The 26059-nt window shown below is 37.4% G+C and carries 24 protein-coding genes; 10 read left to right on the top strand and 14 right to left on the bottom strand.

Annotated features, from left to right (window positions below):
• Positions 1-9: 9 nt before the first annotated feature.
• A complete protein-coding gene (locus tag AC1M9L_RS10985) occupies positions 10-531 on the bottom strand; it encodes a low molecular weight protein-tyrosine-phosphatase (protein WP_481592115.1) in 522 nt (173 codons plus the stop codon).
• A 114-nt stretch (positions 532-645) separates the two neighbouring features.
• Between AC1M9L_RS10985 and AC1M9L_RS10980 the strand changes: the two genes are divergently transcribed.
• Both AC1M9L_RS10980 and AC1M9L_RS10975 read left to right on the top strand, forming a co-directional pair.
• Positions 646-1806 carry an iron-containing alcohol dehydrogenase gene (locus AC1M9L_RS10980; RefSeq protein ID WP_481592114.1) on the top strand — a complete coding sequence of 387 codons (1161 nt, stop codon included), beginning with the start codon at positions 646-648 and terminating at the stop codon, positions 1804-1806.
• Positions 1807-1843: 37 nt separating this feature from the next.
• The gene (locus AC1M9L_RS10975; protein ID WP_481592113.1) at positions 1844-2287 is read left to right on the top strand and encodes an acyl-CoA thioesterase; all 444 of its coding nucleotides are present in this window, start codon (positions 1844-1846) and stop codon (positions 2285-2287) included.
• Here AC1M9L_RS10975 and dnaX read toward each other — a convergent pair.
• From dnaX to AC1M9L_RS10940, 7 genes are all read right to left on the bottom strand, one after another.
• Positions 2284-4410 carry a DNA polymerase III subunit gamma/tau gene (gene dnaX / locus AC1M9L_RS10970; protein WP_481592112.1) on the bottom strand — a complete coding sequence of 709 codons (2127 nt, stop codon included), beginning with the start codon at positions 4408-4410 and terminating at the stop codon, positions 2284-2286. The genes AC1M9L_RS10975 and dnaX overlap by 4 nt on opposite strands.
• Positions 4411-4528: 118 nt before the next feature.
• Positions 4529-4987: a copper resistance protein NlpE N-terminal domain-containing protein gene (locus AC1M9L_RS10965; protein ID WP_481592111.1), complete on the bottom strand. Its 459-nt coding sequence runs from the start codon at positions 4985-4987 to the stop codon at positions 4529-4531.
• 60 nt (positions 4988-5047) lie between these two features.
• Positions 5048-5665: a metalloprotease secretion chaperone CpaB gene (gene cpaB, locus AC1M9L_RS10960; protein WP_481592110.1), complete on the bottom strand. Its 618-nt coding sequence runs from the start codon at positions 5663-5665 to the stop codon at positions 5048-5050.
• 3 nt (positions 5666-5668) lie between these two features.
• Complete coding sequence (cpaA, locus tag AC1M9L_RS10955) at positions 5669-7438, bottom strand: metalloendopeptidase CpaA (RefSeq protein ID WP_481592109.1); 1770 nt, start codon at positions 7436-7438, stop codon at positions 5669-5671.
• Positions 7439-7507: 69 nt separating this feature from the next.
• Positions 7508-8767, bottom strand: a complete 1260-nt coding sequence (locus AC1M9L_RS10950) for a serine hydrolase domain-containing protein (RefSeq protein WP_481592121.1) — start codon at positions 8765-8767, stop codon at positions 7508-7510.
• A 68-nt stretch (positions 8768-8835) separates the two neighbouring features.
• Complete coding sequence (locus AC1M9L_RS10945; protein ID WP_092767854.1) at positions 8836-9690, bottom strand: MaoC family dehydratase; 855 nt, start codon at positions 9688-9690, stop codon at positions 8836-8838.
• Between the two features lie 140 nt (positions 9691-9830).
• Positions 9831-11222, bottom strand: coding sequence for a 3-oxoacyl-ACP reductase (locus tag AC1M9L_RS10940; protein WP_035266061.1), 1392 nt, complete (start codon positions 11220-11222; stop codon positions 9831-9833).
• Between the two features lie 240 nt (positions 11223-11462).
• On the opposite strand from AC1M9L_RS10940, the gene AC1M9L_RS10935 reads away from it, so the two are divergent.
• Entirely contained in the window at positions 11463-12992 is a 1530-nt protein-coding gene (locus tag AC1M9L_RS10935; protein ID WP_481592108.1) for an acetyl-CoA C-acetyltransferase, read from the top strand.
• A 53-nt stretch (positions 12993-13045) separates the two neighbouring features.
• Here AC1M9L_RS10935 and aceI read toward each other — a convergent pair whose 3' ends face one another.
• Positions 13046-13477: a chlorhexidine efflux PACE transporter AceI gene (gene aceI / locus AC1M9L_RS10930; protein WP_092767850.1), complete on the bottom strand. Its 432-nt coding sequence runs from the start codon at positions 13475-13477 to the stop codon at positions 13046-13048.
• 97 nt (positions 13478-13574) lie between these two features.
• On the opposite strand from aceI, the gene aceR reads away from it, so the two are divergent.
• The 4 genes from aceR (at position 13575) to AC1M9L_RS10910 (ending at position 17490) form a co-directional block, all read left to right on the top strand.
• Positions 13575-14459, top strand: a complete 885-nt coding sequence (gene aceR, locus AC1M9L_RS10925; protein WP_481592107.1) for an HTH-type transcriptional regulator AceR — start codon at positions 13575-13577, stop codon at positions 14457-14459.
• Positions 14460-14553: 94 nt separating this feature from the next.
• On the top strand, positions 14554-15540 hold the full coding sequence (gene tal, locus AC1M9L_RS10920; protein ID WP_481592106.1) for a transaldolase: 987 nt from the start codon (positions 14554-14556) through the stop codon (positions 15538-15540).
• A gap of 67 nt (positions 15541-15607) precedes the next feature.
• Positions 15608-16258, top strand: a complete 651-nt coding sequence (leuE, locus tag AC1M9L_RS10915) for a leucine efflux protein LeuE (RefSeq protein ID WP_481587646.1) — start codon at positions 15608-15610, stop codon at positions 16256-16258.
• Positions 16259-16311: 53 nt separating this feature from the next.
• Complete coding sequence (locus tag AC1M9L_RS10910) at positions 16312-17490, top strand: benzoate/H(+) symporter BenE family transporter (protein ID WP_481587691.1); 1179 nt, start codon at positions 16312-16314, stop codon at positions 17488-17490.
• 19 nt (positions 17491-17509) lie between these two features.
• Here the strand turns inward: AC1M9L_RS10910 and map are convergent, their stop codons facing one another.
• Complete coding sequence (gene map / locus AC1M9L_RS10905) at positions 17510-18304, bottom strand: type I methionyl aminopeptidase (protein ID WP_481592105.1); 795 nt, start codon at positions 18302-18304, stop codon at positions 17510-17512.
• 344 nt (positions 18305-18648) lie between these two features.
• Here map and brnQ point away from each other — a divergent pair, with 344 nt between their 5' ends.
• Complete coding sequence (gene brnQ / locus AC1M9L_RS10900) at positions 18649-19941, top strand: branched-chain amino acid transport system II carrier protein (RefSeq protein WP_481589302.1); 1293 nt, start codon at positions 18649-18651, stop codon at positions 19939-19941.
• A 420-nt stretch (positions 19942-20361) separates the two neighbouring features.
• Positions 20362-20613: a hypothetical protein gene (locus AC1M9L_RS10895; protein WP_035266079.1), complete on the top strand. Its 252-nt coding sequence runs from the start codon at positions 20362-20364 to the stop codon at positions 20611-20613.
• Between the two features lie 91 nt (positions 20614-20704).
• On the opposite strand, the gene AC1M9L_RS10890 is transcribed toward AC1M9L_RS10895, so the two are convergent.
• Complete coding sequence (locus AC1M9L_RS10890) at positions 20705-21160, bottom strand: hypothetical protein (RefSeq protein ID WP_481592104.1); 456 nt, start codon at positions 21158-21160, stop codon at positions 20705-20707.
• A 145-nt stretch (positions 21161-21305) separates the two neighbouring features.
• Entirely contained in the window at positions 21306-22838 is a 1533-nt protein-coding gene (locus tag AC1M9L_RS10885) for a TerC family protein (protein ID WP_092767773.1), read from the bottom strand.
• A 556-nt stretch (positions 22839-23394) separates the two neighbouring features.
• Between AC1M9L_RS10885 and AC1M9L_RS10880 the strand changes: the two genes are divergently transcribed.
• The gene (locus AC1M9L_RS10880; protein ID WP_035266085.1) at positions 23395-23859 is read left to right on the top strand and encodes a MarR family winged helix-turn-helix transcriptional regulator; all 465 of its coding nucleotides are present in this window, start codon (positions 23395-23397) and stop codon (positions 23857-23859) included.
• 17 nt (positions 23860-23876) lie between these two features.
• Here AC1M9L_RS10880 and AC1M9L_RS10875 read toward each other — a convergent pair whose 3' ends face one another.
• Both AC1M9L_RS10875 and AC1M9L_RS10870 read right to left on the bottom strand, forming a co-directional pair.
• On the bottom strand, positions 23877-24542 hold the full coding sequence (locus AC1M9L_RS10875) for an SOS response-associated peptidase (RefSeq protein ID WP_481592103.1): 666 nt from the start codon (positions 24540-24542) through the stop codon (positions 23877-23879).
• A 59-nt stretch (positions 24543-24601) separates the two neighbouring features.
• The gene (locus AC1M9L_RS10870) at positions 24602-26050 is read right to left on the bottom strand and encodes an aldehyde dehydrogenase family protein (RefSeq protein WP_481592102.1); all 1449 of its coding nucleotides are present in this window, start codon (positions 26048-26050) and stop codon (positions 24602-24604) included.
• Between the last annotated feature and the right edge of the window lie 9 nt (positions 26051-26059).

The raw sequence follows: 26059 nt of genomic DNA, 5'->3' as shown, positions 1-26059 counted from the left end.
ATTTTTATCTTACTCAACGTTTGACTGCTGCAACATTGGTTTTAAGTAACTAATCCATGCTTTACTGTTCGACTCACATTGATCTAAGACCAACTCAAAGCCATCATCTCCACCATAGTAAGGATCAGGTACTGGTTGATTTAAATATGAAGGATCTTTGGCACTCATGAGCTCTATTTTTGCTCGCAGTTCATGGTTTTGAAATATTTGCGCTGCTTCAACTTGCAGTTTCTGAATATTGACTAGATTTTCATGATCCATCGCCAAGATTAAATCAAATTCCTTAAAGTCTTCAATACGAATCTGTCTCGCACGTAATGAAGATAAATCATATCCTCGTTTCAATGCGTGCTTTTGACTTCTATAATCAGGCGCTTTGTTTGGGTGATAATTACTGGTTCCAGCTGAATCAACTTGAATATTTAATTTTTCTAAATCCGCAAAGTGTTTCATTACCACTTCTGCTGTTGGGGAACGACAAATATTTCCTAAACATACACATAAAATTTTGTATGGCATTTTCGTCGTCATCTTCGCCTCAAAAATACATATACTTTCGCAGTGCATATGTTAAGTTATTTAAGGAGTGAATCCTATAGAACTGTAAAACAATAATCTTATTTAAAGCGCAAAAAAGGATGTGTGATGAGCCAATTTCAATTTCAAACTGTCGGGAATATTATTTCTGGTTTAGGGAGTATTCAACAGCTTGGCTCAATTTTAAAACAACATCGATTTAATAAAGTTCTTCTCGTCACAGATCAAGGGATGATTGATCACCACCTCCACCAACCTATTCTTCACATTTTCAACGCTACTGGGACTGAGTTCAGTATTTTTTCCGATGTCGTTGCAGACCCTCCAGAAGATGTCATCTTAAATGCAGTAGATGAAGCAAAACGTTTACAGATTGATGCAGTCATTGGTTTTGGCGGTGGTAGCTCCTTAGACGTGGCAAAAATTATTGCCGTACTTTCACACCCCAATCAAACCCAAACGATTTCTGAGTTATATGGCGTCAATCAAGCTCAATCGCCACGATTACCACTCATCTTAGTGCCTACAACTGCAGGTACGGGTTCTGAAGTTACACCAATCTCTATTGTCACTACAGGCAAAACAACAAAAACAGGAATTGTTTCACCCGTTCTGTATGCGGATACTGCCATTTTAGATGCAACTTTTACTCAAGGTCTTCCGGCTCACATCACTGCAGCAACAGGAATTGATGCAATGGTGCATGCAATTGAAGCCTACACCTCAAAACTAAAGAAAAATTTCTATTCTGATTTGCTCGCTAAACAAGCATTGGATTTATTGAATCAAAATTTAAAACTTGTTCTAGAGCAACCCCAAAACCTAGAAGCGCGCCAAAAAATGCTCTTAGGCTCTATGTTGGCTGGACAAGCATTTGCAAATGCTCCTGTTGGAGCTGTTCATGCGCTTGCCTATCCTTTGGGCGGGCATTATCACTTATCGCATGGTCATACCAATGCAATCGTGCTTGTTGAAACACTGAAATTCAATGCACCTCAAGCGAAGAAATACTATGCTGAACTGATGCAATGGATTGACCCATATAGCAAAGGCAATACTGATGGCTTATGTGATTTATTTATAGATCATATGGAAAGGCTTGTTAGCCAGAGTGGGTTGAGCTTAAAACTCAATGAGCTAGGTGTACAAGAATCAGATTTAGAGATGTTAGCTAATGATGCGATGCAACAAACGCGCCTCTTACAAAACAATCCTAGAGCTCTAAGCTATGCTGATGCTTTAAGCATCTACCAAGCAATTTATCATTAAATGACTCGAAATCTTTAATCAACTTTCTGAATAAAATATGACAACTATTTCAAAAAAAACTAGAGCAGACTATAAATTCTTTTTTCCCATCCAAACCCGTTGGGCTGATAATGACGTGTATGGGCATGTCAATAACGTCACTTATTACAGCTACTTTGACACCGCCGCAAATGCGCTACTTATTCAACACGCACTATTTGACTTTAAAACTTCGCCTATCATTGGACTCGTTGTTGAATCAAAATGTACATATTTTTCTGAACTATCCTACCCCGAAGTAATTGATGTTGCTGTCGCTATCGAAAAGATTGGACGATCTTCAGTGACGTATAGCATTTCAATATTTAAGAAAAATCAATCAGAGCCTGCTGCTCAAGGTTATTTTGTGCATGTATTTGTCGACCGTGACTCTCGTAAAAGTATTGAATTACCAAACTCAATACGCGAAGCCTTAAATACGTTTATGACGAAATCAACTTAAGACTTAAGCTGAATATTATGTAGCTCACCGCCGAAAGTTTTTAACAAGTCTTCCACGACGGGTTCTTGATGAATCAATTCTTCAGCACGTCGATATGCCTTTTGCTTACGCTTTTCCTGCAGATCGAAAGGCGTCTCACCGTTTGGTTCGTTGTATTTTACGATTAATTGAGATTTTGAAAATGATTGCTTGAGTGCTGCTTCTAAACTCGGAATGAGTGAGTGCAATAAAGCTTCGTATTTTGCAGGGATATAGAATTCACATGTCCCATCAATTTGCCCTTGCATAAGACCTTGTTGTGCTAATTCTTGTACCGCAGGTGTTAATGGACTATTTCTGAACCAATATTCCCACTTTTGAGTATCCCATTCACCTACCAATTCGACAGGCTCAAGCCTTAAAATATCTTGAGGCATTAAACCTTTTAAGCCAGCATCTGCGACAACATTTTTATTCTCATCAAGTAGATCTAGACTTGGGCAATGAGTGCCATTCGATGATCCTTCTTCTTGAACTGACAATTCAGCGCTTTCAGCAGAATGTTCATTTGGCTTAGGCTCTAAAAAGAAAATATTGTCTTGATCAACAATAGAAGATTCAACAGGCTCTGAATTAAAGCTTGCTCCAAATGAAGTCAGCTCAATCTCCCCACTGCCTACCACAGAGTTGGTTAAATTCTCTTGTTTCACTTCAACAGATACAGACTGATCGACATCATCCGCATGATTTAATTCTGTTGAATGCAAGCTTTCAGATTCAGATTTTTCAGGATGAACTGACTCCGTAGGAACAGCCTCATCATCTGATGCCATCATCTGTTGAAATAAGATTAGATCCGTATTTTCCTCATCATTTACATCACGACTACGCTGAATCGAACTCGTATTATTCTCAGGCGAACTGATTTTCGATCCTGCCTCTTGATGATCAGCCGATATAGATTCTGAATTCTCTGTCGAAATCTGATTGAAATTTTCAGCTTCTTTTAAGACATTTGATTGTTCTAGAGGTGCTTGAGTGGTCAGCTGCTCATTATTCGCCATCGGGCGGAATGCCAACAACCTGAGCACACACATTTCAAAGCCTTGCTCTTGAGTCACTGCAATTTGTAATTCAGCACGACCTTTACATGCAATTTGATAATACAATTGTAGATCTTGAGCAGAAATCATGCTCGAAAGCTGCATAATTTTCTGATTAATCTCAGCACTATATTTTAAACTCAAGTCTGGTAAGTATTGGAGTAAAGCCAACTCATGTAAAGTTGAAATGAGTTGATCCAACACCAAAGAAACATCAAGTGCTTGTTGACGGAATTGGAGTAATAAAGCACTGACTTTAGCACGTTGATTTTGATGTATCGCCAAAATAAGGTCGAAAATAATCGTGCGATCAATCAAACCCAGCATTTCTTTCACATCTTGGTGGTGAATCGCACCTTGCCCATATGCAATTGCTTGATCTGTTAGCGACAGTGCATCACGTAAAGAACCTTGTGCTGACTCAGCGATCTGCCAAATCGCATCAGCTTCCGCATTAATTGATTCTTTAGTTAAAATTTGTGTGAGATGTGAAGTGATTTCATCAACCGCCAATGGGCGTAAAGTAAATTGCAAACAACGTGAAATAACCGTAATTGGAAGTTTTTGAGGATCTGTCGTCGCAAATAAAAATTTGACATGTTCAGGCGGTTCTTCAAGTGTCTTGAGTAAAGCATTGAAAGAATGTGTGGACAGCATGTGTACTTCATCAATGAGATACACTTTAAAACGACCTTGCGTTGGTGCATAAGGTACGTTATCCAATAATTCTCGTGTATCCTCAACTTTGGTTCGGGATGCTGCGTCAATTTCAATTAAGTCTATAAATCGACCTTCATTGACTGCGGTACACGTTGGGCATACTTCACACGGTGTAGATGTTACACCTGTTTCACAGTTCAGACATTTAGCAAGAATCCTTGCAATCGTTGTTTTACCAACGCCACGCGTCCCCGTAAAAAGATAAGCATGATGCAGTCGACCACGCTCTAAAGCACTGGTTAATGCACGCGACACATGGTTTTGACCAACCAATTCTAAAAAATTACGTGGACGATATTTACGCGCAAGAACCTGATACATGAATGCTCCCTAATTACAGGACTAAGCATACTGTTTTTTTTGGCAAGAGTGAATGCGTTACAGATCATTCATACATTCAAAAAGCAATTTAAATCCAACTCTTTTTTCTTGGGAAAATTTAACCTGTTAAATTCAAACTAAAATCATCGAAATTTTCGTATTCCTCACCAGTCCCATCGATACGAATTTCGAGCATTTTGTTGACCAAATCGACAAGAATGATATTTCTGGTTGGGACACCGTTTAATTGAATCAAAGACTTTTCAGTATTAATGAATTTGAACTGACCTTTGATTTCTTCTGCTTGGTTATGACCGCTTAGACTTAATCGTGACAACACATACGTTTGGTCTGCGTTAAGTTGTAAATCAACAGCCATACCAGGACAATCCTCACAACGCGAAAAACACCCCATACATGGCGTAGTACCTTGATACAAACCAATATATTGAGGTGTTACTTGATTTTTTATTGAATCATTCTGTTTCAAGAGTTGATTTGATTGCGTGGACTGATCGCAAGAAGCCATATGAATCGACGAGATCAAAACGAATGGGATGACAGTACTACGGCGCATAATCACAAATCAATTTTAACAATTTTGTGAAAATTACCATATCTCAAGTCTGCAAATGAATCAATGCGTATGTTGGTGCACATGAACCCCATCATCATGTAAAACTTGATCAGGGTAAGCGAGTCCAATCCCTTTAATTACTTCAGCAAAATATGACCCTTTATCTGTATAAACTTTAATAATTGCATATTGATCTTCAATACTTTGAGTAATCGTAAAATAGTTTAGATCAGCAGGATAATCCTCAAATTGCCCCTTGTATCGCACAATTCCATCCTCAACTTGTTCAATCTCAGTAATTTCAGCCACACGGTTGATACCAAATTGCAAAAGTTTCAAGGGAAATTTACTGCCCTCTTTCATGCTCGCCACTTGATCAGGACTAAACTTAAATACATAACCCGAGTCAGCCCGATGCTGAAAACTTTCTGGAAGAATCATATGCCGTTCAACATTTTGTTCTAGTACAGGCATAAGCTCAGGCATCAGATGAGAACTCGATGATTCATTCTTATTTTCAAGCCGTTCGTCATGAGCATTAACATTTTGACCCAGTTCATTTTCAACTTGATGCTGCTGTAAGCTTGCAGATGATTTGTCTTTTTCGGGTTTTAGATATAACGTAAATGTAGCAGTCACAAAAACTGCTACACCCAATAAAATATAAATTACTTTCATACGTTATTTGAATAGCGACACTGCTTTAGCATTTTTATTAATCATAGTGACAGCATCACGATCATTCGTACCCCCTAATTGGTATCCATACTTTGGATGGAATAAATCTGGGCTTGAGAAATAAGAGATACTATTACCTCCCATAATCGTACCACCCAATGGATGCTCCAAACCACGTGCTGGTCCATCGGTATCATCATGATTCACCCCCATATTATGACCGAATTCATGACGTAAAACCGTGATTCCACAGTTAATACTTCCACTACCGATCATATAATTAGAGTTAGGGTTTTCAAGCAAGTAAGCTAAACCACAGCCTTCTTCATCACCTTCATAATATACAGCATCAGCTTTTAAGCGATTACGCTCATTCTGAATAACTTTGTCCACACGACCAATATCAAGGACATTGTTTAATGTTTTAGAACCTGGTGTTTTATATTGCAGATAACCAACGTTGCGCAGATAAAACTTGGCATTTGAATTCTCTGCAGACACATTGGTTAGATCAAAGCCTTCAATCAACCTCATTTTCGCTGCATTTGCACCTAATTTCTCTGCAACAGCAGTACTACTCACCAAAAGCATGTCAATGGTTGCACTATCAGCTTGCCATCCTTGAGATGTATAGACAAAACGTTGCGTTTCACCAGTTTGAATCGTTTGTCGTAAATTATTGGATGCCTGAATTATGCTGCTCCACGCCGCTCCAGAACTTATGATTATCTTGTCATTGATTTGAGCGCGATCAGGTAAATTAATTACTGATTGCCAATTTCCATTTGCCAACTTAACACGTGTCACTGGTTGTTTAGGATCAGGAACTTTTTGATTATTTAAATCTTTCGCTTGTATCACACGTTCTGGTGCAGAAACTAAAATCCACTTCGCTAATTCTTTTACAAACATAAATTCATATCGTTCACCTCTATTTAGTTTTAAAGTTGCTGAGGTATTGATATTCTGATTTGAAATAGTAGCTTGCCATGTTGCAGTCGACTTCACGATCACACGATCACGGTCATATGCTGAACTTGGTAATGTGAATTGTGACACCCAGTTTCCATCACCAAAAATAATTTCAGTTAAAGGGCTATCTGTTTTATTTAACTGAGTACCCACTGAACTAACATTTAGTTGTCTCGGCTTGATATATTCAGGCACCCATTTTTTTAGATTTTGATTAAATACAAACCAATAGCGATCTCCTTTTTTTAAATTAAAATTACTCGAAAAAAGAAGATTTGTTGTATCAATTGATGAATCCCTGCCTGCATCAGATTCAATCAACATTACCGTATTGTTAGCAACATCGCTCGGCAATACTATTTTCTTTGCCCAAGCGCCATCTTTTAGATGAACTCGCTGTATTGTTTGTTGATTAGATATAATATTTTGTACACTTGAATTATCTAAAATGACACTGGGTGTACTGTTGATTCGCCATTTTTTTAAAGATTCACTATAAATAAAGTCGAATGTGTTTCCTTTATTGATTTGAATTGATTCAAGGGGAATATCAATATTGGAAGTATCTAGATATGCCGCATATCCCGCCGATGAGGAAATTCTAATCTTGTCATTATTTTTTGGATTGTTTGGCAGATAGATTTGTTTCGTCCAATTTCCATCACGCAATTTAAATTCTAATTCAGCATAACCGCTCGGAATCTGCCCGCTTTGCTGATTTTGGTTTGGTGTAAGTACTGTACTTGCCACAACACCACTCATCAAACAACCCATTAGTAAAAAGGTAATTTTTTTATTCATCATGTCACTATTTGTTTATTTTAGTTAAAGTTAGTATACATTATAAATACAAATTCTCCTTTGTAAATGTTAAAACCATCCCTTTTTACCATTATTAATGTGATCCACACATCTTAATGCCTCTTGCGATAAACTCCACAAACGATAATCCCCTGTAATTGACCCAACAGGATAATTATGGGTATAGGCAAAGCTTAATTTTCTTTCAGGATCACACCAAGCCCCTGATCCGTTGTAGCCCATATGACCAAATCCATTTTTTGCACTTTTACCCAGCGTGATAACTCTGTGATAACCCAAACGCCAATGCATAGGTATTGGCATCACCTTGTCTCGATCATAGCTTTGAATTTGCGAAAGTTGTTTGAATACAAGTGGCTGGATAAATTGTCTTGATTCGAACTGACCATAGTGCGCCATCATGGCATAGATTTTCGCTAAACTTCTGGCTGTAAAGACACCATTAGCAGCAGGAATGGGTTGAGTCAGAACACGATCATCAAAAAAGCTAAACCCCTTCATTCCCTTTGGAATCATTGCATCTATAAAATCATCAGGATTTTGACCAGAATATTGAATGATACGATCCGAAAATGAAACTTTCTGTTTTTTCTTCTTTTGTTGTGCAACTTGAGTAGTTGATGACTTTTTTTCAATATTTGTTTTTTCTAGAGGTTTGGCTATTCTTGAAAGTTGATCCTGAGGGACACCAAAATAGGCACCATCTAATTGCAGTGGTTCTACTAAATATTGATTCATCAGCTCAGAAAGATTTTGCTGAGTCGCTTTTTCAATCAGCCCTCCTAATAACCAGCCATACGTAAGTGCTTGATATGCATAATTTGAATTGGGTTTAAAACGTGGTGTCGCGCTAGCCATCACATTGAGCATGTGATCCCAGTCTGCCATTTCAGATGCTTGAGCAATGACATTTCTAACATCATATAAACCACTACGGTGACTTAATACGTCAGCCAAAGTAATCTTAGATTTTCCATGTTCAGCAAATTCTGGCCAATAATCAGCTATGGGTTGACGATAGTCTAATTTCCCTTCACTCACTAGAATATGCGACAAAGTCGCTAAGATCCCCTTTCCGGTGGAATAGCACATCGCCATTGTGTCTTCTGACCACTCTTCACTCGAAGACTTTTTTCCAACATAAATATCAACCACTTTTTCTTGACCATAATATACAGCCAATGATGCACCACCTTGTTCAGTACGAGAGTCTTGTAAACGACTAAATAAATGTGCCAAATCTGCAAACTGATGGTGAACGATACCCTTATAATTATGTGTGTCAGCGTAAATTAAATCTTTTAGAATTTTCATCTTCTATCCTTGATTTATAGTTATAAAAAAGCCTAACAAACATGTTAGGCCTAGAGCATCTATTAAAGTGGTTTCACAACACCAGAAACATGAGGTTTTTGTGATTTTGCATTACGAACTAACAAATATGTCGCTTGATCTCGCTCACCCGTTAAAAATTCAACCTCAGATGGTAAAAACATAGGCAACTTAAAATAAACATCAGCATCATAAGCATCCGGTAAACTAATACTTGCTAATGCTTTAGCTTTACTCCACATGCCATGCGCAATCGCTTGTTTAAAACCAAATGCTTTCGCTGTAACTGCATGAATATGAATGAGGTTAAAATCACCTGAAACGAGCGCATAGCGACGCCCCGTGTTTTCAGCGACTTTCCAATTACCCTGTGATTTAAATTCAGGTAACTGATCTTCTTTCGCCTTTGAAGCGGATGAAGTATTTGTTTTTTGACGAGAAAGATAGGTCGTTAAACCTTCCATCACTACATCATTTCCTACTTTTGCAGTCGTAATGAAGTCAAATTGCAAACCTTTGTCATGTGGTTTTAACTCACCAAATTTGCATGATAGCGTGATAGTTTCATTCACTCCAATTTTGCGATACTGCTTAACTTGATTACGAATATGAACCAAACCCAGCAAAGCAAATGGGAAAGGTTCTTGTGTCATCATTTGCATCTGCAAACTTTGAGAAATGACTGCCAAGTAAGTCGATGGTACATATCCATTATTCTTATAACCACAAATTTCGTTATAAGATTTTAAATGGTCATGATCAACACGATATTCATCAACGATGTAATCCACTTGTGGAAGTGTCTTTTCGCCTTTCGGTTTTTTAAAAATTAAACCTTTAATGACTTTAGGATAAGCTAAATAAGCTTTTGGCAATTGACTAAAGTGACGTGTTTTCATGTTAAAAATTCCCATTTATCTTTATAAAAAATTTACAGTTTGCAGCTCAACAAAACGATCATAACAAATCATACGAGCAATAAAGAGAGCAATGCCTGAACATTACTCTCTTTCATTTAACAATCTATGACCACTAAAGCTTACGCACCTAATAAACTTTGACCGCACACACGTACAATGTTTCCATTCAGCCCCGTTGAAGCAGATGAAGCAAATAATGCGATTGTTTCAGCCACATCAACTGGTTGACCACCTTGACTCATCGAATTCATACGGCGACCCGCTTCACGAATTGCGAATGGAATCGCTGCTGTCATTTGAGTTTCAATAAATCCAGGAGCAACAGCATTAATCGTTACACCATTTTTCAAAATTGGTGCTGTAAATTTCACTAAACCAATCACACCAGCTTTAGAAGCTGCGTAGTTCGTTTGACCGAGGTTACCCGCAATACCTGAAATCGAAGATACGCAAACGATGCGACCATTTTCATTGATGCCTTCATTAGACAACAAATAGTCATTCACACGCTCAATCGCAGATAAGTTAATGTTAATCACAAGATCCCAAAGCTCTGGCTTCATATTAGCAAGCGTTTTATCACGTGTAATACCGGCATTATGGACAATCACATCTAGCCCGCCTTGAGCAGCCGCTGCAGCTTTGATTTTTTCTCCAGCATCTGGTGCAGTGATATCAATCGCTAAAGTCGATCCACCAATTTCACTCGCAACACGATCAAGATCTGCTTGTTGTTGTGGTACATCTAAGCAAATGACATGAGCACCATCACGCGACAAAACATGCGCAATCGCTTCACCAATACCACGACTTGCACCTGTGACCACTGCAGTTTTGCCCGCAAGTGGTTTAGTCCAATCAACATCAACAACATTTGCTTTTGAAACACGAATGACTTGACCTGATACATACGCTGAGCGCGGAGAAAGTACAAAACGAAGTGTAGATTCAAGATTTAAAGCAGCATCTTGATCTACATAAACCAATTGTGCAGCAATACCTTTCTTAAATTCTTTACCTACAGATTTCACGAAACCTTCTAATGCACGTTGAGCAATCGCTTGTTTCACTGTAGGTGCTGATTCTGGTGTCAAGCCAACGACGACTACACGACCTGAAGTTTGAATTTGGCGAGCAATTGGATTAAAGAATTTATACAATTCAATTAACTGTTCAGAGTCCTGAATACCCGAAGCATCAAACACAACTGCTTTGAATTTCGACTCTTTATCGCCTTCATTAAACGCACCTAAGTTCAACCCTACTTTAGCTGCAGCTTGTTGTAACTCAGCATTGTTTCCCGCATAGCTGTTGGCATGAATATTACTCAGAACTTGCGCAATTTCACCATTGAAAAGACTTTTAGACGCAGAACCGAATAAAACAGCGCCTTGAACAACAGGCGTTGCTGATTCAAAGCGATCTAAGTGAATTGGAGATGGTAAACCTAAATTTTTGATGACAAATTTACCAATTGGAGATTTTGCAAAAGCTTGATATTGGTCAGTCATGAATATGATCTCTCGATAGAATAATTTTTTGAAGGATCTATGATGTAGATGAAGTTCAGTTCAAACTCTGATACTTAGTAAATTAATCGATCCCTGCGTTTCAGTTAAATAATACTTGAGTTACTCTATGTATGTCTTGACCTGAAAGCATTGCTAAATGTCATTTTAGTCAATACGACCTCTTAGCGATTATGCTAATGTAGCACTCAAGAATATCCCAAATATGCTTGGAAAAGCCTTATGAGCAAAACAACTCAAGAAAATCCAACAACTGAGAATTCTGCGAAAGCGACTGTGTCAAATACATCAAAAGCTCGTTCAAATGCGAGTAGTGGTAATCCAAACAGTGCCAACAACGCAAATACTCCAAAAGCGACTCGCCCTCGTACGTCGACGACTCGCAAAAAAACAGCAGCAACAAATAAAACTAAAGCTGAAAATCAAACTTCAGCAACTACGACTCAATCTTCCGCTGAACAGGAAAAAACTATGACTCAAAATACTGTACGCCGTGTTGCAATTATCGGTGGTAATCGTATTCCTTTCGCACGTTCTAATGGTGCTTATTTCACAGCCACAAATACGGATATGCTTACAGCAGCATTGAATGGTCTAGTTGAGCGTTTTAATCTTCAAGGTCAACGTCTGGGTGAAGTCGTTGCTGGTGCTGTACTAAAACACAGCCGTGATTTCAATATGACGCGTGAATGTGTGTTAAGCACAGAGCTTGCACCTGAGACTCCAGCTTACGATATCCAACAAGCTTGTGGTACTGGGCTTCAAGCTGCTTTCCTCGTAGCGAACAAAATTGCATTAGGTCAAATTGAGGTGGGTATTGCAGGTGGAGTAGATACCACTTCAGATGCTCCTATCGCATTTGGTGATGGATTACGTAAAGCCCTCTTAGAACTCAACGTTGCAAAAACAGGTAAAGATCGTCTTAAAGCGTTAACTAAAATTAACGTAAAAGATTTGCTAGATGCTCCTAAAAATGGTGAACCTCGTACTGGCTTATCTATGGGCGATCACCAAGCGATCACAACACTTGAGTGGGGCATTTCTCGTGAAGCTCAAGATGAACTTGCTGCATCGTCTCATCAGAAAATGGCTGCAGCTTATGAAGCAGGATTCTTTGACGATTTAATGACGCCATTCCTTGGCCTTGAGCGCGACAACAACTTACGTCCTGATTCAACTGTAGAAAAGCTTGCAAAACTTAAGCCAGCGTTTGGTAAAGGTGATGCTCGTACAATGACTGCGGGTAACTCTACTCCACTTACCGATGGTGCTTCTTGTGTATTATTAGCATCAGAAGAATGGGCTAAAGCAAATGGTCACGAAATTTTAGCGTATTTAAGTTTCTCTGAAACTGCTGCTGTAGATTTCATTGGTAAAAAAGAAGGTTTGTTAATGGCTCCTGCTTACGCAGTTCCACGTATGCTCGAGCGTGCTAATTTAAAACTTCAAGATTTTGACTACTATGAAATTCATGAAGCATTTGCATCTCAAGTTCTTTCTACATTAAAAGCTTGGGAAGATCCTAAATTCTGTAAAGAACGTCTAGGCTTAGATGCGCCTTTAGGTTCAATTGATCGTGCGAAGTTAAACGTTAAAGGCTCTTCGTTGGCTGCGGGTCACCCATTTGCCGCAACGGGTGGTCGTATTATCGCAACTGCTGCAAAAATTTTAAATGAAAAAGGTTCAGGTCGTGTACTTGTGTCGATCTGTGCTGCAGGTGGTCAAGGTGTAACGGCAATTATTGAAAAATAATTTCTATGACAACAAAAAAGCATCTCAATAGAGATGCTTTTTTATTTTGAGTTTTAGTGATTTAAAGCCTCAGGTGCATAACCCAGTTTAGCTTCGATCCCATCATAGAACCATTGAAATATAAATGTATACACCAGAATACTAAGCGTCAAAGCTAAGTCGACGATAAAAGCTTGTATGAGCGTCATATCCATCATATATGCAACAATTGGAATGGTCACTAACATCAAGCCACCTTCAAATCCTAGCGCATGCAATATACGAACTTTTACAGTACGCTTCCACTGATTGCGCGCTTCAATTTTTTCGAAATAATGATTGAAAATCATATTCCAGATCACTGAAAGTACAGCCATAATCACACCTAATGAACCTGCAATTTCCAGTGGAACTTCAAAAATAAAACTCAAAGAAATTGCGATGATCACCAATAGAATGATTTCATAGCTTATTGCGTGAATAATTCTTCTCTTTGAAAAAAACATGCGTTCACTCATCAACATTGTTATTCATGAGCGCATTTTATTTTCATAATATTGAATGATCGAGTTAGAATCCATCAAAATTTTTGAAAGAATAAACATGAATATTAATCAAGAACAATTGGTCGTTTTTAAAACCGTGATGGAAACAGGTTCTTTTTCCGCAGCCGCACGTCAGTTAGGCAAGGTCCCCTCTGCTGTCAGTATGGCGATTTCCAATTTAGAGATTGATCTGAATCTTCATCTGTTTGAAAGAATAGGACGTGAACCACAACCAACGCTTCAAGCTAAAGTTTTGTATGAACGTACTAATCATTTATTGATTGAAATGAATCAATGGAAACAACATGCGTTTGGTTTGAGTAGCGGCATCGAAACCGAATTAAATATTGTGGTGGTATCAGAGTTACTACATAGTAGATGGACTGATTATATTGTTTTATTAGAACAACAATTTCCTCAACTACAAATCAATATATTCAGCGCACCACAAGAAGATGCTCAACAAATGATTTTAACGGGTAAAGCACATTTAGCTTTGATGTTTGAGCGTGAATATATTGAGGCGAATGAACAATTTGTGGAATTAATGAAAGAAAGTTTAATTCCAGTTGCATCTGTTCATCATCCGCTGTGCCAAAATCAAAAAGTGAGCTATGAAGAAATTTTTCAAAGTCGTCAGATTGTAGTCGCTAGTCGCGATCGGAACATTAAGCCTGAATTACTTTTCTCCAAAGATGCATGGCGTACAGACAATCACCATTCTGCATCTAGATTAATTTCACAAGGACTTGGATGGGGAGTTTTACCCACTGAAATGCTTATCGAACAACCAACATTAAAGAAAAAACTTAAAGTTCTACGATTTTCAGATTTCACCCCAAAATTTGATTATTTTATCGATCTAGTTTGGAGTAAAGAGCAACCATTGGGCAAAGCTGCTCAATTTTTAATTCATCACATCAGAAATAAAAGAAAAATGTAGGAAAATAACTTGATTTAAAACTTTTGTAGCATGTTTCAAAATAATCATGTGTTATAAAGATGATATAAGTAATGAAACAAAGAATTAGATCGCAATGACTGAAACAGCTTTATCTCAATTAAAAAACTTCACTACAATTGTTGCAGACACAGGTGACTTAAACGCTATAAAAAAATTTAAGCCATTGGATGCTACCACTAACCCTTCACTCATCACTGCAGCAGCTTCATTCCCTGAAAACAAAGAACTGATTGAAGCTGCATTTGATCAAGCAAAGTCAGAGGGTTATCAGTCAGATGAGTTAATCGATAGAACAATTGATATCCTGACTGTCAAATTAGGTGTGGAAATTCTAAAAGTAGTTGAAGGTCGAGTATCAACAGAAGTTGATGCAGCACTTTCATACGATACAGCCGCGACAATTGCTAAAGCTAAAGAATTACTCGCTCTCTATGCGACGTATGGTGTTGATCAAAACCGAATTTTAATTAAAATCGCCTCAACATGGGAAGGCATTCAAGCTGCTAAGGTTCTTGAAGCAGAAGGCATTCATTGCAACTTAACTTTGTTGTTTGGCTTACATCAAGCAAAAGCATGTGCGGATGCTCAGGTCACATTAATTTCACCATTTGTAGGTCGTATTCTCGATTGGTATAAAAAAGCTGAAAATGTGGATCACTATCCAATTGAACAAGATCCTGGTGTGCAATCCGTTAAACAAATTTACCAGTTCTACAAACAAAATCAGGTGAAAACTGAAGTTATGGGCGCAAGCTTTCGTAGCATAGAACAGGTTCTCGGACTTGCTGGATGCGACCTCTTAACTGTATCACCGAATTTACTTGACGAATTGGCTCAAGATCATCGCCAAGTTGAAGTTCAGTTAAATGCAAATGCACACAGCTCAAATATTGAATCACTTAGTCCAATCACTGAAATAGATTTTAAAGCGCAAATTCAGAAAGATCTTATGGCATCGCAATTATTGCAAGGCGGTATAGATGGCTTTATTAAGGCAAGAGATCAACTCAGCTCTCTGTTAAAACAATCATTTGGCATAGATGCTGATATAAAAGCTTAATTGCACCTATCCATCATTCTTTCAATCGAGCTCTTAGGAGCTCGATTATTTTTTAAGAGATAAATGAGTGTTTGGTATAACTGATCTTCCAACCTATTTAATAGGTACATTACTTATTATTTTATTACCTGGACCTAACTCGCTCTATGTCATGTCTATTGCGACTCGCTTTGGCATAAAAGTGGGCTATCAAGGTGCTTTCGGTATTTTGTGTGGAGATAGCATCCTTATTTTGCTAACTGTCTTAGGTGCCGCAACATTATTGCATCAATTTCCCTGGATTTTTTTCGCCCTAAAAATTATTGGTGCTTTATATCTTAGTTATTTAGGTATCCGTTTAATATATGCAGCCTATTTAACTTGGAAACGTCCAAGTAAAGATCAAGCTAATGTTTCTATTGTACAAAAACAAGAAAAATTTCATCCTTTTCGTACCGCATTACTCATTAGTCTGATTAACCCAAAGGCAATACTGTTCTTTTTATCGTTTTTTGTTCAATTTGTAGATCCAGCTTATCCTTATCCAGCCCAAAGCTTTTTAATGCTTGCTGTAATTTTACAATTAATGAGTATAGCCTACTTAAGTATGTTGATCTTCACAGGTATCAAAATTTCAAATTACTTCAACACGCATTATAAATTAGCAGCTGCTTCTGTTGCCGCTATTGGTATTTTATTTGGATTGTTTGGGATCAAACTTGCGACATCAACAATGTAATCTTAACTTCACAGAATCATTAGGGAAATAATATAAAAATGCTCATAGACGTGATAACAAGAATAAAAAAAGATTTAAGTCTACCTGCTGTTTTCGCTGGCTTTATTACATTTTTAATTGGCATTAGCGTTTCATCTGTACTGGTTATTCAAGCTGGACAAGTATTAGGTGCAAATCAAGCACAGATTAGCTCATGGTTTTGGGCACTGGGTTTGAGTATAGGATTATCAGGACTGATCTTAAGCTGGAAGTTTAAATATCCAGTTGCAACATCATGGTCAACAGCAGGACTAGCACTGATTATCGCTACAGGCTCAGGATACAATTTGAATGAGGCGATAGGGGCATTTTTAATATGTGGAATTATGACTGCTGTATTGGGCTTTTTTGGAATATTTCAAAGAATTCTTGAATTTTTACCGCAATCTCTTACAAGCGCCATGTTAGCTGGAGTGTTATTAAAATTTGGCATTTCATTATTTACGGTCATGCAAGACCAATTGATCTATGTTTTAATCTTGATCAGTACATATTTTATAAGTAAAAAAGCATTACCCCGTCACTCCATTGTCATTACATTGTTAGCTTGCATTATCGCCACACCTTTTTTCTTTGAATATACAGCAACCAAAATTCACTACGGAATGACGTATCCAGTATGGATTCAGCCTGAATTTCACTGGTCAAGTATTCTGGGTTTAGCTATTCCCCTCTTGATCATCAATATGGCTTCACAATATTTACCTGGTTTAGCAATGATCAGATCCTATGGTTACAAACCTCATGTCAACCAATTAGTAAGTTGGACAGGAATTGCTCAAGCAATATTCGCTCCGTTCGGGGCATTTTCAACCAATATCGCAGCAATTAGTGCAGCTGTGAGCCTTGATGAACAAGTTCATCAAGACCCTGCTAAACGCTATATTGCAGGTATGGCTTGTGGAGTGTTCTATATCTTTATGGGCATTTTTGCAGCGACACTAACGGGATTATTACTGTCATTCCCTAGAGAAATGATCACCACTTTGGCGGCGATCGCACTTTTTGCAACGATTGGACATAACATCAGTATCGCATTTAAAGAAGATTTAGATCGTGATGCTGCTTTAATCACTTTTTTAATGTCTGCATCTGGAGTTCAGTTTTTGGGCATTGGATCTGCTTTTTGGGGATTGGTTATTGGATTTATTATTTATCATTTGATGCGTATACAAATTAAAAAGCCTATTTAAAAAAATAGGCTTTTGGGAATTAAATTACAGGATATTCACCCGTACCTTCAGGCCAAGGTGTCAATAATTCATATCCTTCATCAGTCACAGCAACCATATGTTCCCATTGTGCAGACCAAGATTTATCTGCTGTTACTACTGTCCATCCGTCTTTTAATTCTTTAACTTTGGCTTTGCCTGCATTCACCATAGGCTCAATGGTAAACACCATTCCTTTTCTTAATACTAATCCCTGACCAGGCTGTCCGTAATGCAATACATTCGGTTGCTCATGGTAGGTTTTTCCAATACCGTGACCACAATATTCACGTACAATCGTAAAACCTTCGCGTTGCGCAACTTGTTGAATAGCATGACCCACGTCACCTAGCGTCGCGCCAGGTTTAACCGTTTTAATACCTGCAAGCATCGCTTCATAAGTCGTATCGACTAATTTTTTTGCTTCAGGTTTAATTGTACCTACATAGTACATTCGACTGGTATCACCAAAATAACCATCCTTGATGATTGCAACATCAATATTAATGATGTCTCCATCCTCTAAGATAATATTGGAAGCAGGGATACCATGACATACAACTTCATTTTTCGAAATACAGGTTGTTTTTGTATATCCGTAATAACCCACATTTGCTGGCGTCACCTTGAGTGTATTGACGATGTAATCATTACAGATATCATCAAGATACTCAGTACTCACACCTGGCTTCACATAATCACCAATCATTGCAAGCACTTGTGCCGCAAGCCGACCCGATATTCTTAGTTTTTCAATATCTTGTTCAGTTTTAATGGTGACAGCTGTTGCCTTCATGATGAACCCCTTTTTAATTCAGGATTCATTATAGGACTTTCATTTGTCGATCACAAACGCTATAGACTATCTGTAACTTAATCATTTTCGACTATTATTTAACCATTCAGTACATTATTTTATTTTGCGAATCAAGATCTATGCTCTGCTTAATTTCAATTCAATAAATAAATTTATTTTATTAGTTTTATAAATACATAGACTTAATTTAACTCATAATTTCCCATCCAATAAAATTATTCGCTTCTTGCTTTTTTACTATTCCATTCGATGGATGACCGCCCTCCCTATTTACTGACATTTGCTCTAAAATCGCTTTCTTTTTTCTTGAACCGATCTCCCTTATGACCAATTTGCGTACACGGGACATTATTGCCTTAGGTTTTATGACCTTTGCACTATTTATCGGTGCAGGCAATATTATCTTCCCACCTATTGTTGCTCAACAAGCGGGTGAACATGTTTGGTTAGCTGCTTTTGGCTTCTTAATTACTGCTGTTGGCCTTCCTGTTATCACGATCATTGCGCTATCGCGTGTTGAAGGCTCTATTCAACTTTTAAGCTCTCCACTGGGTAAGATTGCAAGTTTAATCTTAACCGTAGCATGCTATCTTGCTGTTGGACCACTTTTCGCGACACCTCGGACAGCTACAGTTTCTTTTGAAATTGGTTTTTCGAGTTATTTTGGAACGTCTTCATCGACCTTGTTGATCTACAGTGCAATTTATTTTGCATTTGTAACGTTAATCTCACTTTATCCGAATAAAATTTTGGATACTGTCGGCTATGTTTTATCTCCACTCAAAATTCTCTCTTTGATCATTTTAGGTGGTAGTGCCTTTTTAGTTTCTGCAGATTATATCCCTGCACCTATTGGAAACTATATCAATAGTCCTGTTTCAGAAGGTTTTGTTAATGGTTATTTAACCATGGACACTTTAGGAGCTTTAGTATTTGGTATTGTCATTATTAATGCGATACGTTCACGTGGTGTAAATGATCAAAAGTTAATTACCAAATATGCAGTGATCGCAAGTTTAATTTCAGGTATTGGCCTTACACTGGTTTACATTAGCCTATTTAAACTTGGACTGAGTAGTCACGAGGCTGCACCTAACGCTGCAAATGGTGCCATTATTCTCCATGGCTATGTTCAGCACGCCTTTGGTGACTTTGGCTCATATTTTCTAGGGGCGATGATTTTTATCGCATGCATGGTTACGGCAATTGGTTTGACTTGTGCATGTGCAGAATATTTCTCACAAATCACGAAGATTACTTACAAAAAATGGGTTTTCATTCTTGTTGGTTTCTCATTTGTCATTTCCAACTTAGGTTTAACCAAGTTAATCGCCTTCTCTGTACCTGTATTAAGTGCAATCTACCCACCAGCGATTGTGGTGATCATGATGGGATTTATGTGGAAGTTCTTTAATTCCGCTCCACGCGTCATTGCGCCTGTTACAGCGGTTGCTTTCATATTCGGTATTATTGATGGACTTAAGGTTGCAGAATTAGATCATTTCTTGCCAGCATTTATGAACAATCTACCATTGGCTGAACAAAATTTAGCATGGTTGATTCCTTCTTTAGTTGTATTTGTCATTGTCTACACACTGGATAGACTGAAGAAGTAAATTCAGGTGATTTATCAATAAATATTGTTTTACCCAAGCCGTATTTGTTCTGTAATCAATAATTGTCTCGTTTATCCAACAGACTATTATTGCTTACCCACCTTAACTTTGACCTCATCAGTCAGATTTGGAATGACTTTTGCTACTATTTATTTGTTTTGCAAGATGCTAAAAAGTAAATAGATTAAAGAATTACAAGAAACTCTATTCTTCTCATCACGATTTATCGAAATAATTCTATCACTTAGCTCACGTAGTATCTTAATTTCAAATATTTCGACTTTTGTCATATTAATGTCATAATTTATTTACATAATAGAGTGTTAAAAACTTGCTTTATTCTTCAATCCCCTGTACAAGTATGTAAACAAAGTCGACTAAATCATTCAGATTTGTCATGAATTATCAGGAGGGATGGAGATGTTATCATTACATTTCAACAAGCAAGTCTTCATTAATACTCTTAAAGCGAACAACAATGCTGTCGTTTTTTTAAGCACAATGTTTGCTCTCATGCTGACACTTGTTGTGCAAGGTACAATTCAAGGCACGTTGAAGCTTGAATATTTTGCTTATGCACTTGCTGCGACGCTAGCATTTTACGTGTGGGCCTTTATTGACACGAAATATCGTACTCAAAAGCTTTCTGATCAAGAAGCACATTTAGACTAAGAGATGGATGCCAAAGCATCCATCTTAAAGTCAATGTCATCATTTAAAGCACTCTATCAAAATAACAAGTTTTTCAATTCTGCTCTACTTATTAGAATAACCCAACATATAAACCATAAAGCAAACCTAAGGTCGCCCCAACCTCACCTAAGACCAATAGTACCATCGCACCTCTCATGAGCAATTTTGGTAATTCAATACGCCCTAATTGATGTGGTTCTTTGAACTGATTTGTCGTATCTTTCAATAAGCCATGCAAAATATAACTTAAAATTGAAAATGCAAAAAAGAAAATATTAATCAAAATAAAGAGCAAATTTGTCGATTCATTCAACGCTGAAAAATATGCCATAACCGCTAGAATTAACGTTGCAGGTGCATATAGCAAACTACTCCTATGCGCAATATCAACATAATAATGTGCTCGAGCTTGTTTAGATAAGCTGATTTGCACATACTTCCAAACGCCAGTAAGCATACCCGTCAATAAAAAAATACCACTAAAAAAAATAGCAAGTCTTACCGATAATTCCATTTGATCAATCATGATCTTACATTCCTTCGCTATAAAACAGATTGCAATATGTTTAGCATCTTATCTCATATTTCGTACTACTACTTGGCTACCTCCATACCTTATATAGAAATTTAAGCCAAAAAAAAGCTCCAATAAGGAGCTTTTTTATTAGAGTTTAAAGCGTGATTTTAACGGTTTTAATTCGATTATCTTCCATTTCTAGAATTTCGAAATTAACCCCTTGGTGTTCAATCAACATACCAACTTCAACCGCCCCACTCGTTTTATCTAAAATCAGTCCTGCAACACTAAAGTAACCTGAGTCTTCTTGCACCAGATCTAAATCTAATATATCGAGCGCCAGCTCTAATTGATATAAATCTAACATACCAGACGCCTTCCAAGTGGTATCATCGATTTTAACCAATTCAAGCTGTTCATCAGCATCTGGGAATTCACCAGCAATTGCTTCAAAAACATCTAATGGTGAGATTAAGCCTTGAATATTGCCATATTCATTTGTAACAAGTACCAATGAACCTTTAGAAGTTCTTAATGTATTAATTGCATCAATCACTTTCATTTTTTCATAAATGAAAATAGGACGGACACGTTTCATCAAATCTTTTAGTTGATCTGGATCATCTAATGCATCAATCAATTCTTTTGCACGTACAATCGTGATGACTTTATCCAATTGTCCACGACAAACTGGGAAAAGACTATGAGGTACAGCTAATACCTGTTCACGAATTGCTTCGGCATCGTCCTCAATATTAACCCAAGAAATTTGATTTCGAGGTGTCATAATTGAAGCAACTGAACGTTCAGCAAGTGATAGCACACCACCAACCATATAACGCTCTTCATCACCAAAAGCTTGTTGAATTTCTTCAACTTCTTTGGATGTTGCAATATCGGCATCCAATTTACTGCCCATCAATTTCAAAATTGAATCTGCAGTTCGATGACGTAACGGGATCTTCGCTTGATTTTTTTCAAGATTACGATTCGAAAATTGATTGAATGCTTCAATTAGAATTGCAACACCAATACCTGAATAAATATAACCTTTAGGGATATGGAATCCAAAACCTTCAGCGATTAGACTTACACCGATCAATAACAAGAAACTTAAACAAAGGATAACCACCGTAGGATGACGGTTAACAAACGTAGTTAACGGTTTTGATGCAATTAACATGACAACCATAGCCACAATCATCGCAGCCATCATCACGTAAATATTATCCACCATACCAATCGCAGTGATCACTGAGTCGAGTGAAAATACCGCATCTAGCACGACGATCTGAGCCACAACTGCAGCAAAACCAGCGTATACGACATTGTTATTCGTTTTAATCTCGGGTTTACCCTCCATTTTTTCATGGAGTTCATTGACAGCCTTATACACAAGGAATAGACCACCAAACAGTAATATCAAATCCCGACCTGAGAATGTTTTTCCAAAAATTTCAATCAATGGTTGAGTTAAAGTCACTAACCACGAGATCGCAAAAAGTAGACCTAGACGCATTAATAATGCGAGGGATAAACCGATTACACGGGCTTTATCACGTTGTTCTGGAGGAAGTTTTTCTGCAAGTATCGCAATAAATACTAAGTTATCAATACCTAAAACGATTTCAAGAATGATAAGGGTAATTAACCCTATCCAAATGCCAGGATCCAATAAAAATTCCATATTAGATCTCCTGGTTCTTATTATTTAAGATAATGTAAGAAGCTAAATTAGGCCAACACGGCGACGGGTCCATATATAAAGTTACCTTTTCAGAAATGATGAAACTATTATGCATAAGAATTTTATTTTGTAATTACTTTTTTTATGTTCAAAACAATTTTTTATGTAAATTTAGATCATATCTTTAGTCGTAATTGCCATCCTTGAATAGTCTTTGACATTTTCGACACAAAAAAAAATATCAGTGCCAAGTTATAGTTCCTATATTTTTCAATAGAATTTGGTCAGCGTGGAATTTACATAAAGATATAATCATGAAGATCAGAATAGCTGTATTTTTCGAATCTTCTGTTTTGATACACATAAAGATATTTACAGATCATTGAAATATGTTTTATAAAACTGAAGTCAATAGGTGTCATACCTTTTGTCTGATTTAAGGTAAGCGCTTGAACATAAGTTGATTATTTGAACATAGTTCTTTTAATATAGGTTATGCTTCATGTAATATTTAAATTAATAAAAACAATTAAGTTACACTGACAAGGACGTAGCGATGTCAAAAAAATATGCAAAATTTTTACCTTCATCTGAAAATTTTGAACTCGAAAATTTTCCATTCTATTGGATCACTCAAGTCCATTCTCAGTATGTACTGAATGTTGACCATGTGCTCAAAAAGTATGGCGTTGATAATTCTCGTCGACGTTTGCTTGTCGCATTGTCTACTAAACCAGATGCAAGTGTTTCAGAACTCTCTGACATGATTGTGTCAAAAATGTCGACGACTACAAAAATCGTTTACCGTTTAAAAGATGAAGGAATGGTTGACACTTACTCGTGTGAAAACGATGCCCGTATTACGCGTGTGGTACTAACACCAAAAGGTTTAGAAATGACAAAAAAAATTAATGACCTGATGAGTGTGGTTCTTGAACAAACATTTGAGGGATTAACCCCACTTCAAATTGAAAAACTAATGGAAAGCTTAAAGCATATTTTCAAAAATTTAGCGCATTAATTTTCCTAAACTTTAGATTAAAGCCCATCATCAAACATATTGAGTTGGGCTGTATTGTTCTGCCGTGGTTTTGGACAATAAAAACATTCAAATTCCCCTACTGGAAAGCCTTCAACAAAGTTCTGAATGTCGGGGGATTTTAAACTCAACCACTGATCTAATTTATGGTGCGGAATAATAATTACTGATCGTTTAACATCTCCAGGCTCATGAAAATCCTTCATCATTTCGTGATGAATAGCATCCATGGTAATCATCGTTGCTGAACGATAAATAATTTGATCAATTTTCGTGATTTCATACAACGCTGCGATAAAAAATGCCTGACCATCTTTTCTTCTCACACCCCATCGTTGCGGTCGTCCATTAATATATTTTGCTTCATAAAACTCAGTGACTGGAATTACACCAAATTTACATTTTTCAAATGCTTCTTGAAAACTTCTTTTTTCGCTTAATGTTTCATTGCGTGCATTATAGGTTTTCTTCGCTATTTCTGTATCAGTTGCCCATTTTGGTATAAAACCAAAATTAACTAACCTCCACTCGTAGCTATGATCAGATTTAAATAACAACGGGGTTTCGTAGCTTGGATAAACCTCTTCCACATATTCAAATGAAATATGTGGAAGTTCTAATGCTTGGATTTGATGCGCTTGTATTGGCTTAAAGTTGGCACACATAGCATAATTTTCAATACTATAAAAAACTTAGGCTATTATAGCCGATCCAATTCAGTTCATTATGATGATATTGGTACTGTCATCCAGTGTGTACGCGTGAATTCATCCATAATCCAATGCCCATTAAAGCGCCCTAATCCAGAGTTCTTTTCTCCACCGAATGGTGCATTAGCATGGTCCGCGACACTTATACCATTAATATGTGTCATTCCAATATCGAGTTTTGAAGCGATTTCTACTCCGCGCTCAATATCAGATGTACATACAGCACCAGATAAACCAAACGGTGTGTCATTGGCGATTTGAATTGCATGTGCCTCATCATCTGCTCTGATGATCGGCAGAATTGGTCCGAAGCTCTCCTCTTGAGCAATTGTATAAGTCGGCAACACATCAATAAACACATGAGGTGAAACCAAATTATTCTCAATACCCCCAGCATAGACCAACTTAGCACCTTCTATTTGAGCCTGATCAATGATTCGTTGATGCTGTTTCACTTGTGTATTGTTAATAATAGGTCCTATAAGCGTCTCATCAAGATTAGGATCACCCACAGGAATATCTTTTACTTTGTTTAAAAGCCTTTCAACATATTCATTGTGAATCGATTGATCTACGATGACACGATTAGTGCTCATACAGATTTGACCTTGGTGAAGGAAGCGCCCCTTGATCGTCAAATCGACTGCCAAATCTAAATCTGCATCTTTAAGAATTAATAATGGCGCATTCCCCCCAAGCTCTAAAGCAAGTCGTTTGATTCTAGAGCTGGCCATCGCTTTAGCACCAACATTTTGTCCTACTTCTGTAGAGCCAGTGAATGAAATCATCTTCGGGATAGAATGCTCGACAAAATAATCCCCTATTTCACTACCACTACCCACAATGACATTCAGTACACCAGCGGGCACACCCGCCTCTTCAAACAATTTCCCTAATAATGTTCCACCTGTAACAGGTGTGTCACTCGCAGGTTTTAGTACCACTGTATTTCCACATGCGATTGCGCAAACAATCGATCGCATTGACAAATGAAATGGAAAATTCCAAGGGCTAATGACAGCAATAACACCCAACGCTTTGCGTTGATAAAAACTTTTTCTCGCAGGATCTTTACTTTCTAGCTGAACAGTTTGGATTTGATCAGGAAAAGTGAATGATTCTGAGATAATACCAAGCGCAGCACCCACTTCAATATTTGCCTTGAGACGCGTACTTCCAGACTCGGTAATCAGCCAATCTATAATTTCGTCTTTACGTAATTGTATGATGTCATGCAGCTTCTGAATGATTTTCTTGCGATCTATAGCAGAGGTAATTAAGCCAAGATCAAATGCTTGTTGTGCTGCAGAAAAAGCGAGATCAACATCAGACTGATTCGCCGCTTGAATTTGGTGTATTTCTTTTAAATCAAATGGATTAAAATTTTGTATGACACGCTCTGAAGAGCCTTTTAACCAAGAACCGTTAATATACTGTTGATTTAAATTTGAATATCGCGTCATTTTATGTCC

This window comes from Acinetobacter sp. ANC_7511, assembly GCF_056779975.1.
This window is presented reverse-complemented; position numbering and strand designations above follow the sequence as displayed.

What these genes read in the sequence shown, in the direction of transcription:
- AC1M9L_RS10985 (WP_481592115.1), bottom strand. Translation starts at nt 531, where the DNA reads ATGACGACGAAAATGCCATACAAAATTTTATGTGTATGTTTAGGAAAT.
- AC1M9L_RS10980 (WP_481592114.1), top strand. Translation starts at nt 646, where the DNA reads ATGAGCCAATTTCAATTTCAAACTGTCGGGAATATTATTTCTGGTTTA.
- AC1M9L_RS10975 (WP_481592113.1), top strand. Translation starts at nt 1,844, where the DNA reads ATGACAACTATTTCAAAAAAAACTAGAGCAGACTATAAATTCTTTTTT.
- dnaX (WP_481592112.1), bottom strand. Translation starts at nt 4,410, where the DNA reads ATGTATCAGGTTCTTGCGCGTAAATATCGTCCACGTAATTTTTTAGAA.
- AC1M9L_RS10965 (WP_481592111.1), bottom strand. Translation starts at nt 4,987, where the DNA reads ATGCGCCGTAGTACTGTCATCCCATTCGTTTTGATCTCGTCGATTCAT.
- cpaB (WP_481592110.1), bottom strand. Translation starts at nt 5,665, where the DNA reads ATGAAAGTAATTTATATTTTATTGGGTGTAGCAGTTTTTGTGACTGCT.
- cpaA (WP_481592109.1), bottom strand. Translation starts at nt 7,438, where the DNA reads ATGAATAAAAAAATTACCTTTTTACTAATGGGTTGTTTGATGAGTGGT.
- AC1M9L_RS10945 (WP_092767854.1), bottom strand. Translation starts at nt 9,690, where the DNA reads ATGAAAACACGTCACTTTAGTCAATTGCCAAAAGCTTATTTAGCTTAT.
- AC1M9L_RS10940 (WP_035266061.1), bottom strand. Translation starts at nt 11,222, where the DNA reads ATGACTGACCAATATCAAGCTTTTGCAAAATCTCCAATTGGTAAATTT.
- AC1M9L_RS10935 (WP_481592108.1), top strand. Translation starts at nt 11,463, where the DNA reads ATGAGCAAAACAACTCAAGAAAATCCAACAACTGAGAATTCTGCGAAA.
- aceI (WP_092767850.1), bottom strand. Translation starts at nt 13,477, where the DNA reads ATGTTTTTTTCAAAGAGAAGAATTATTCACGCAATAAGCTATGAAATC.
- aceR (WP_481592107.1), top strand. Translation starts at nt 13,575, where the DNA reads ATGAATATTAATCAAGAACAATTGGTCGTTTTTAAAACCGTGATGGAA.
- tal (WP_481592106.1), top strand. Translation starts at nt 14,554, where the DNA reads ATGACTGAAACAGCTTTATCTCAATTAAAAAACTTCACTACAATTGTT.
- map (WP_481592105.1), bottom strand. Translation starts at nt 18,304, where the DNA reads ATGAAGGCAACAGCTGTCACCATTAAAACTGAACAAGATATTGAAAAA.
- brnQ (WP_481589302.1), top strand. Translation starts at nt 18,649, where the DNA reads ATGACCAATTTGCGTACACGGGACATTATTGCCTTAGGTTTTATGACC.
- AC1M9L_RS10895 (WP_035266079.1), top strand. Translation starts at nt 20,362, where the DNA reads ATGTTATCATTACATTTCAACAAGCAAGTCTTCATTAATACTCTTAAA.
- AC1M9L_RS10890 (WP_481592104.1), bottom strand. Translation starts at nt 21,160, where the DNA reads ATGATTGATCAAATGGAATTATCGGTAAGACTTGCTATTTTTTTTAGT.
- AC1M9L_RS10885 (WP_092767773.1), bottom strand. Translation starts at nt 22,838, where the DNA reads ATGGAATTTTTATTGGATCCTGGCATTTGGATAGGGTTAATTACCCTT.
- AC1M9L_RS10880 (WP_035266085.1), top strand. Translation starts at nt 23,395, where the DNA reads ATGTCAAAAAAATATGCAAAATTTTTACCTTCATCTGAAAATTTTGAA.
- AC1M9L_RS10875 (WP_481592103.1), bottom strand. Translation starts at nt 24,542, where the DNA reads ATGTGTGCCAACTTTAAGCCAATACAAGCGCATCAAATCCAAGCATTA.
- AC1M9L_RS10870 (WP_481592102.1), bottom strand. Translation starts at nt 26,050, where the DNA reads ATGACGCGATATTCAAATTTAAATCAACAGTATATTAACGGTTCTTGG.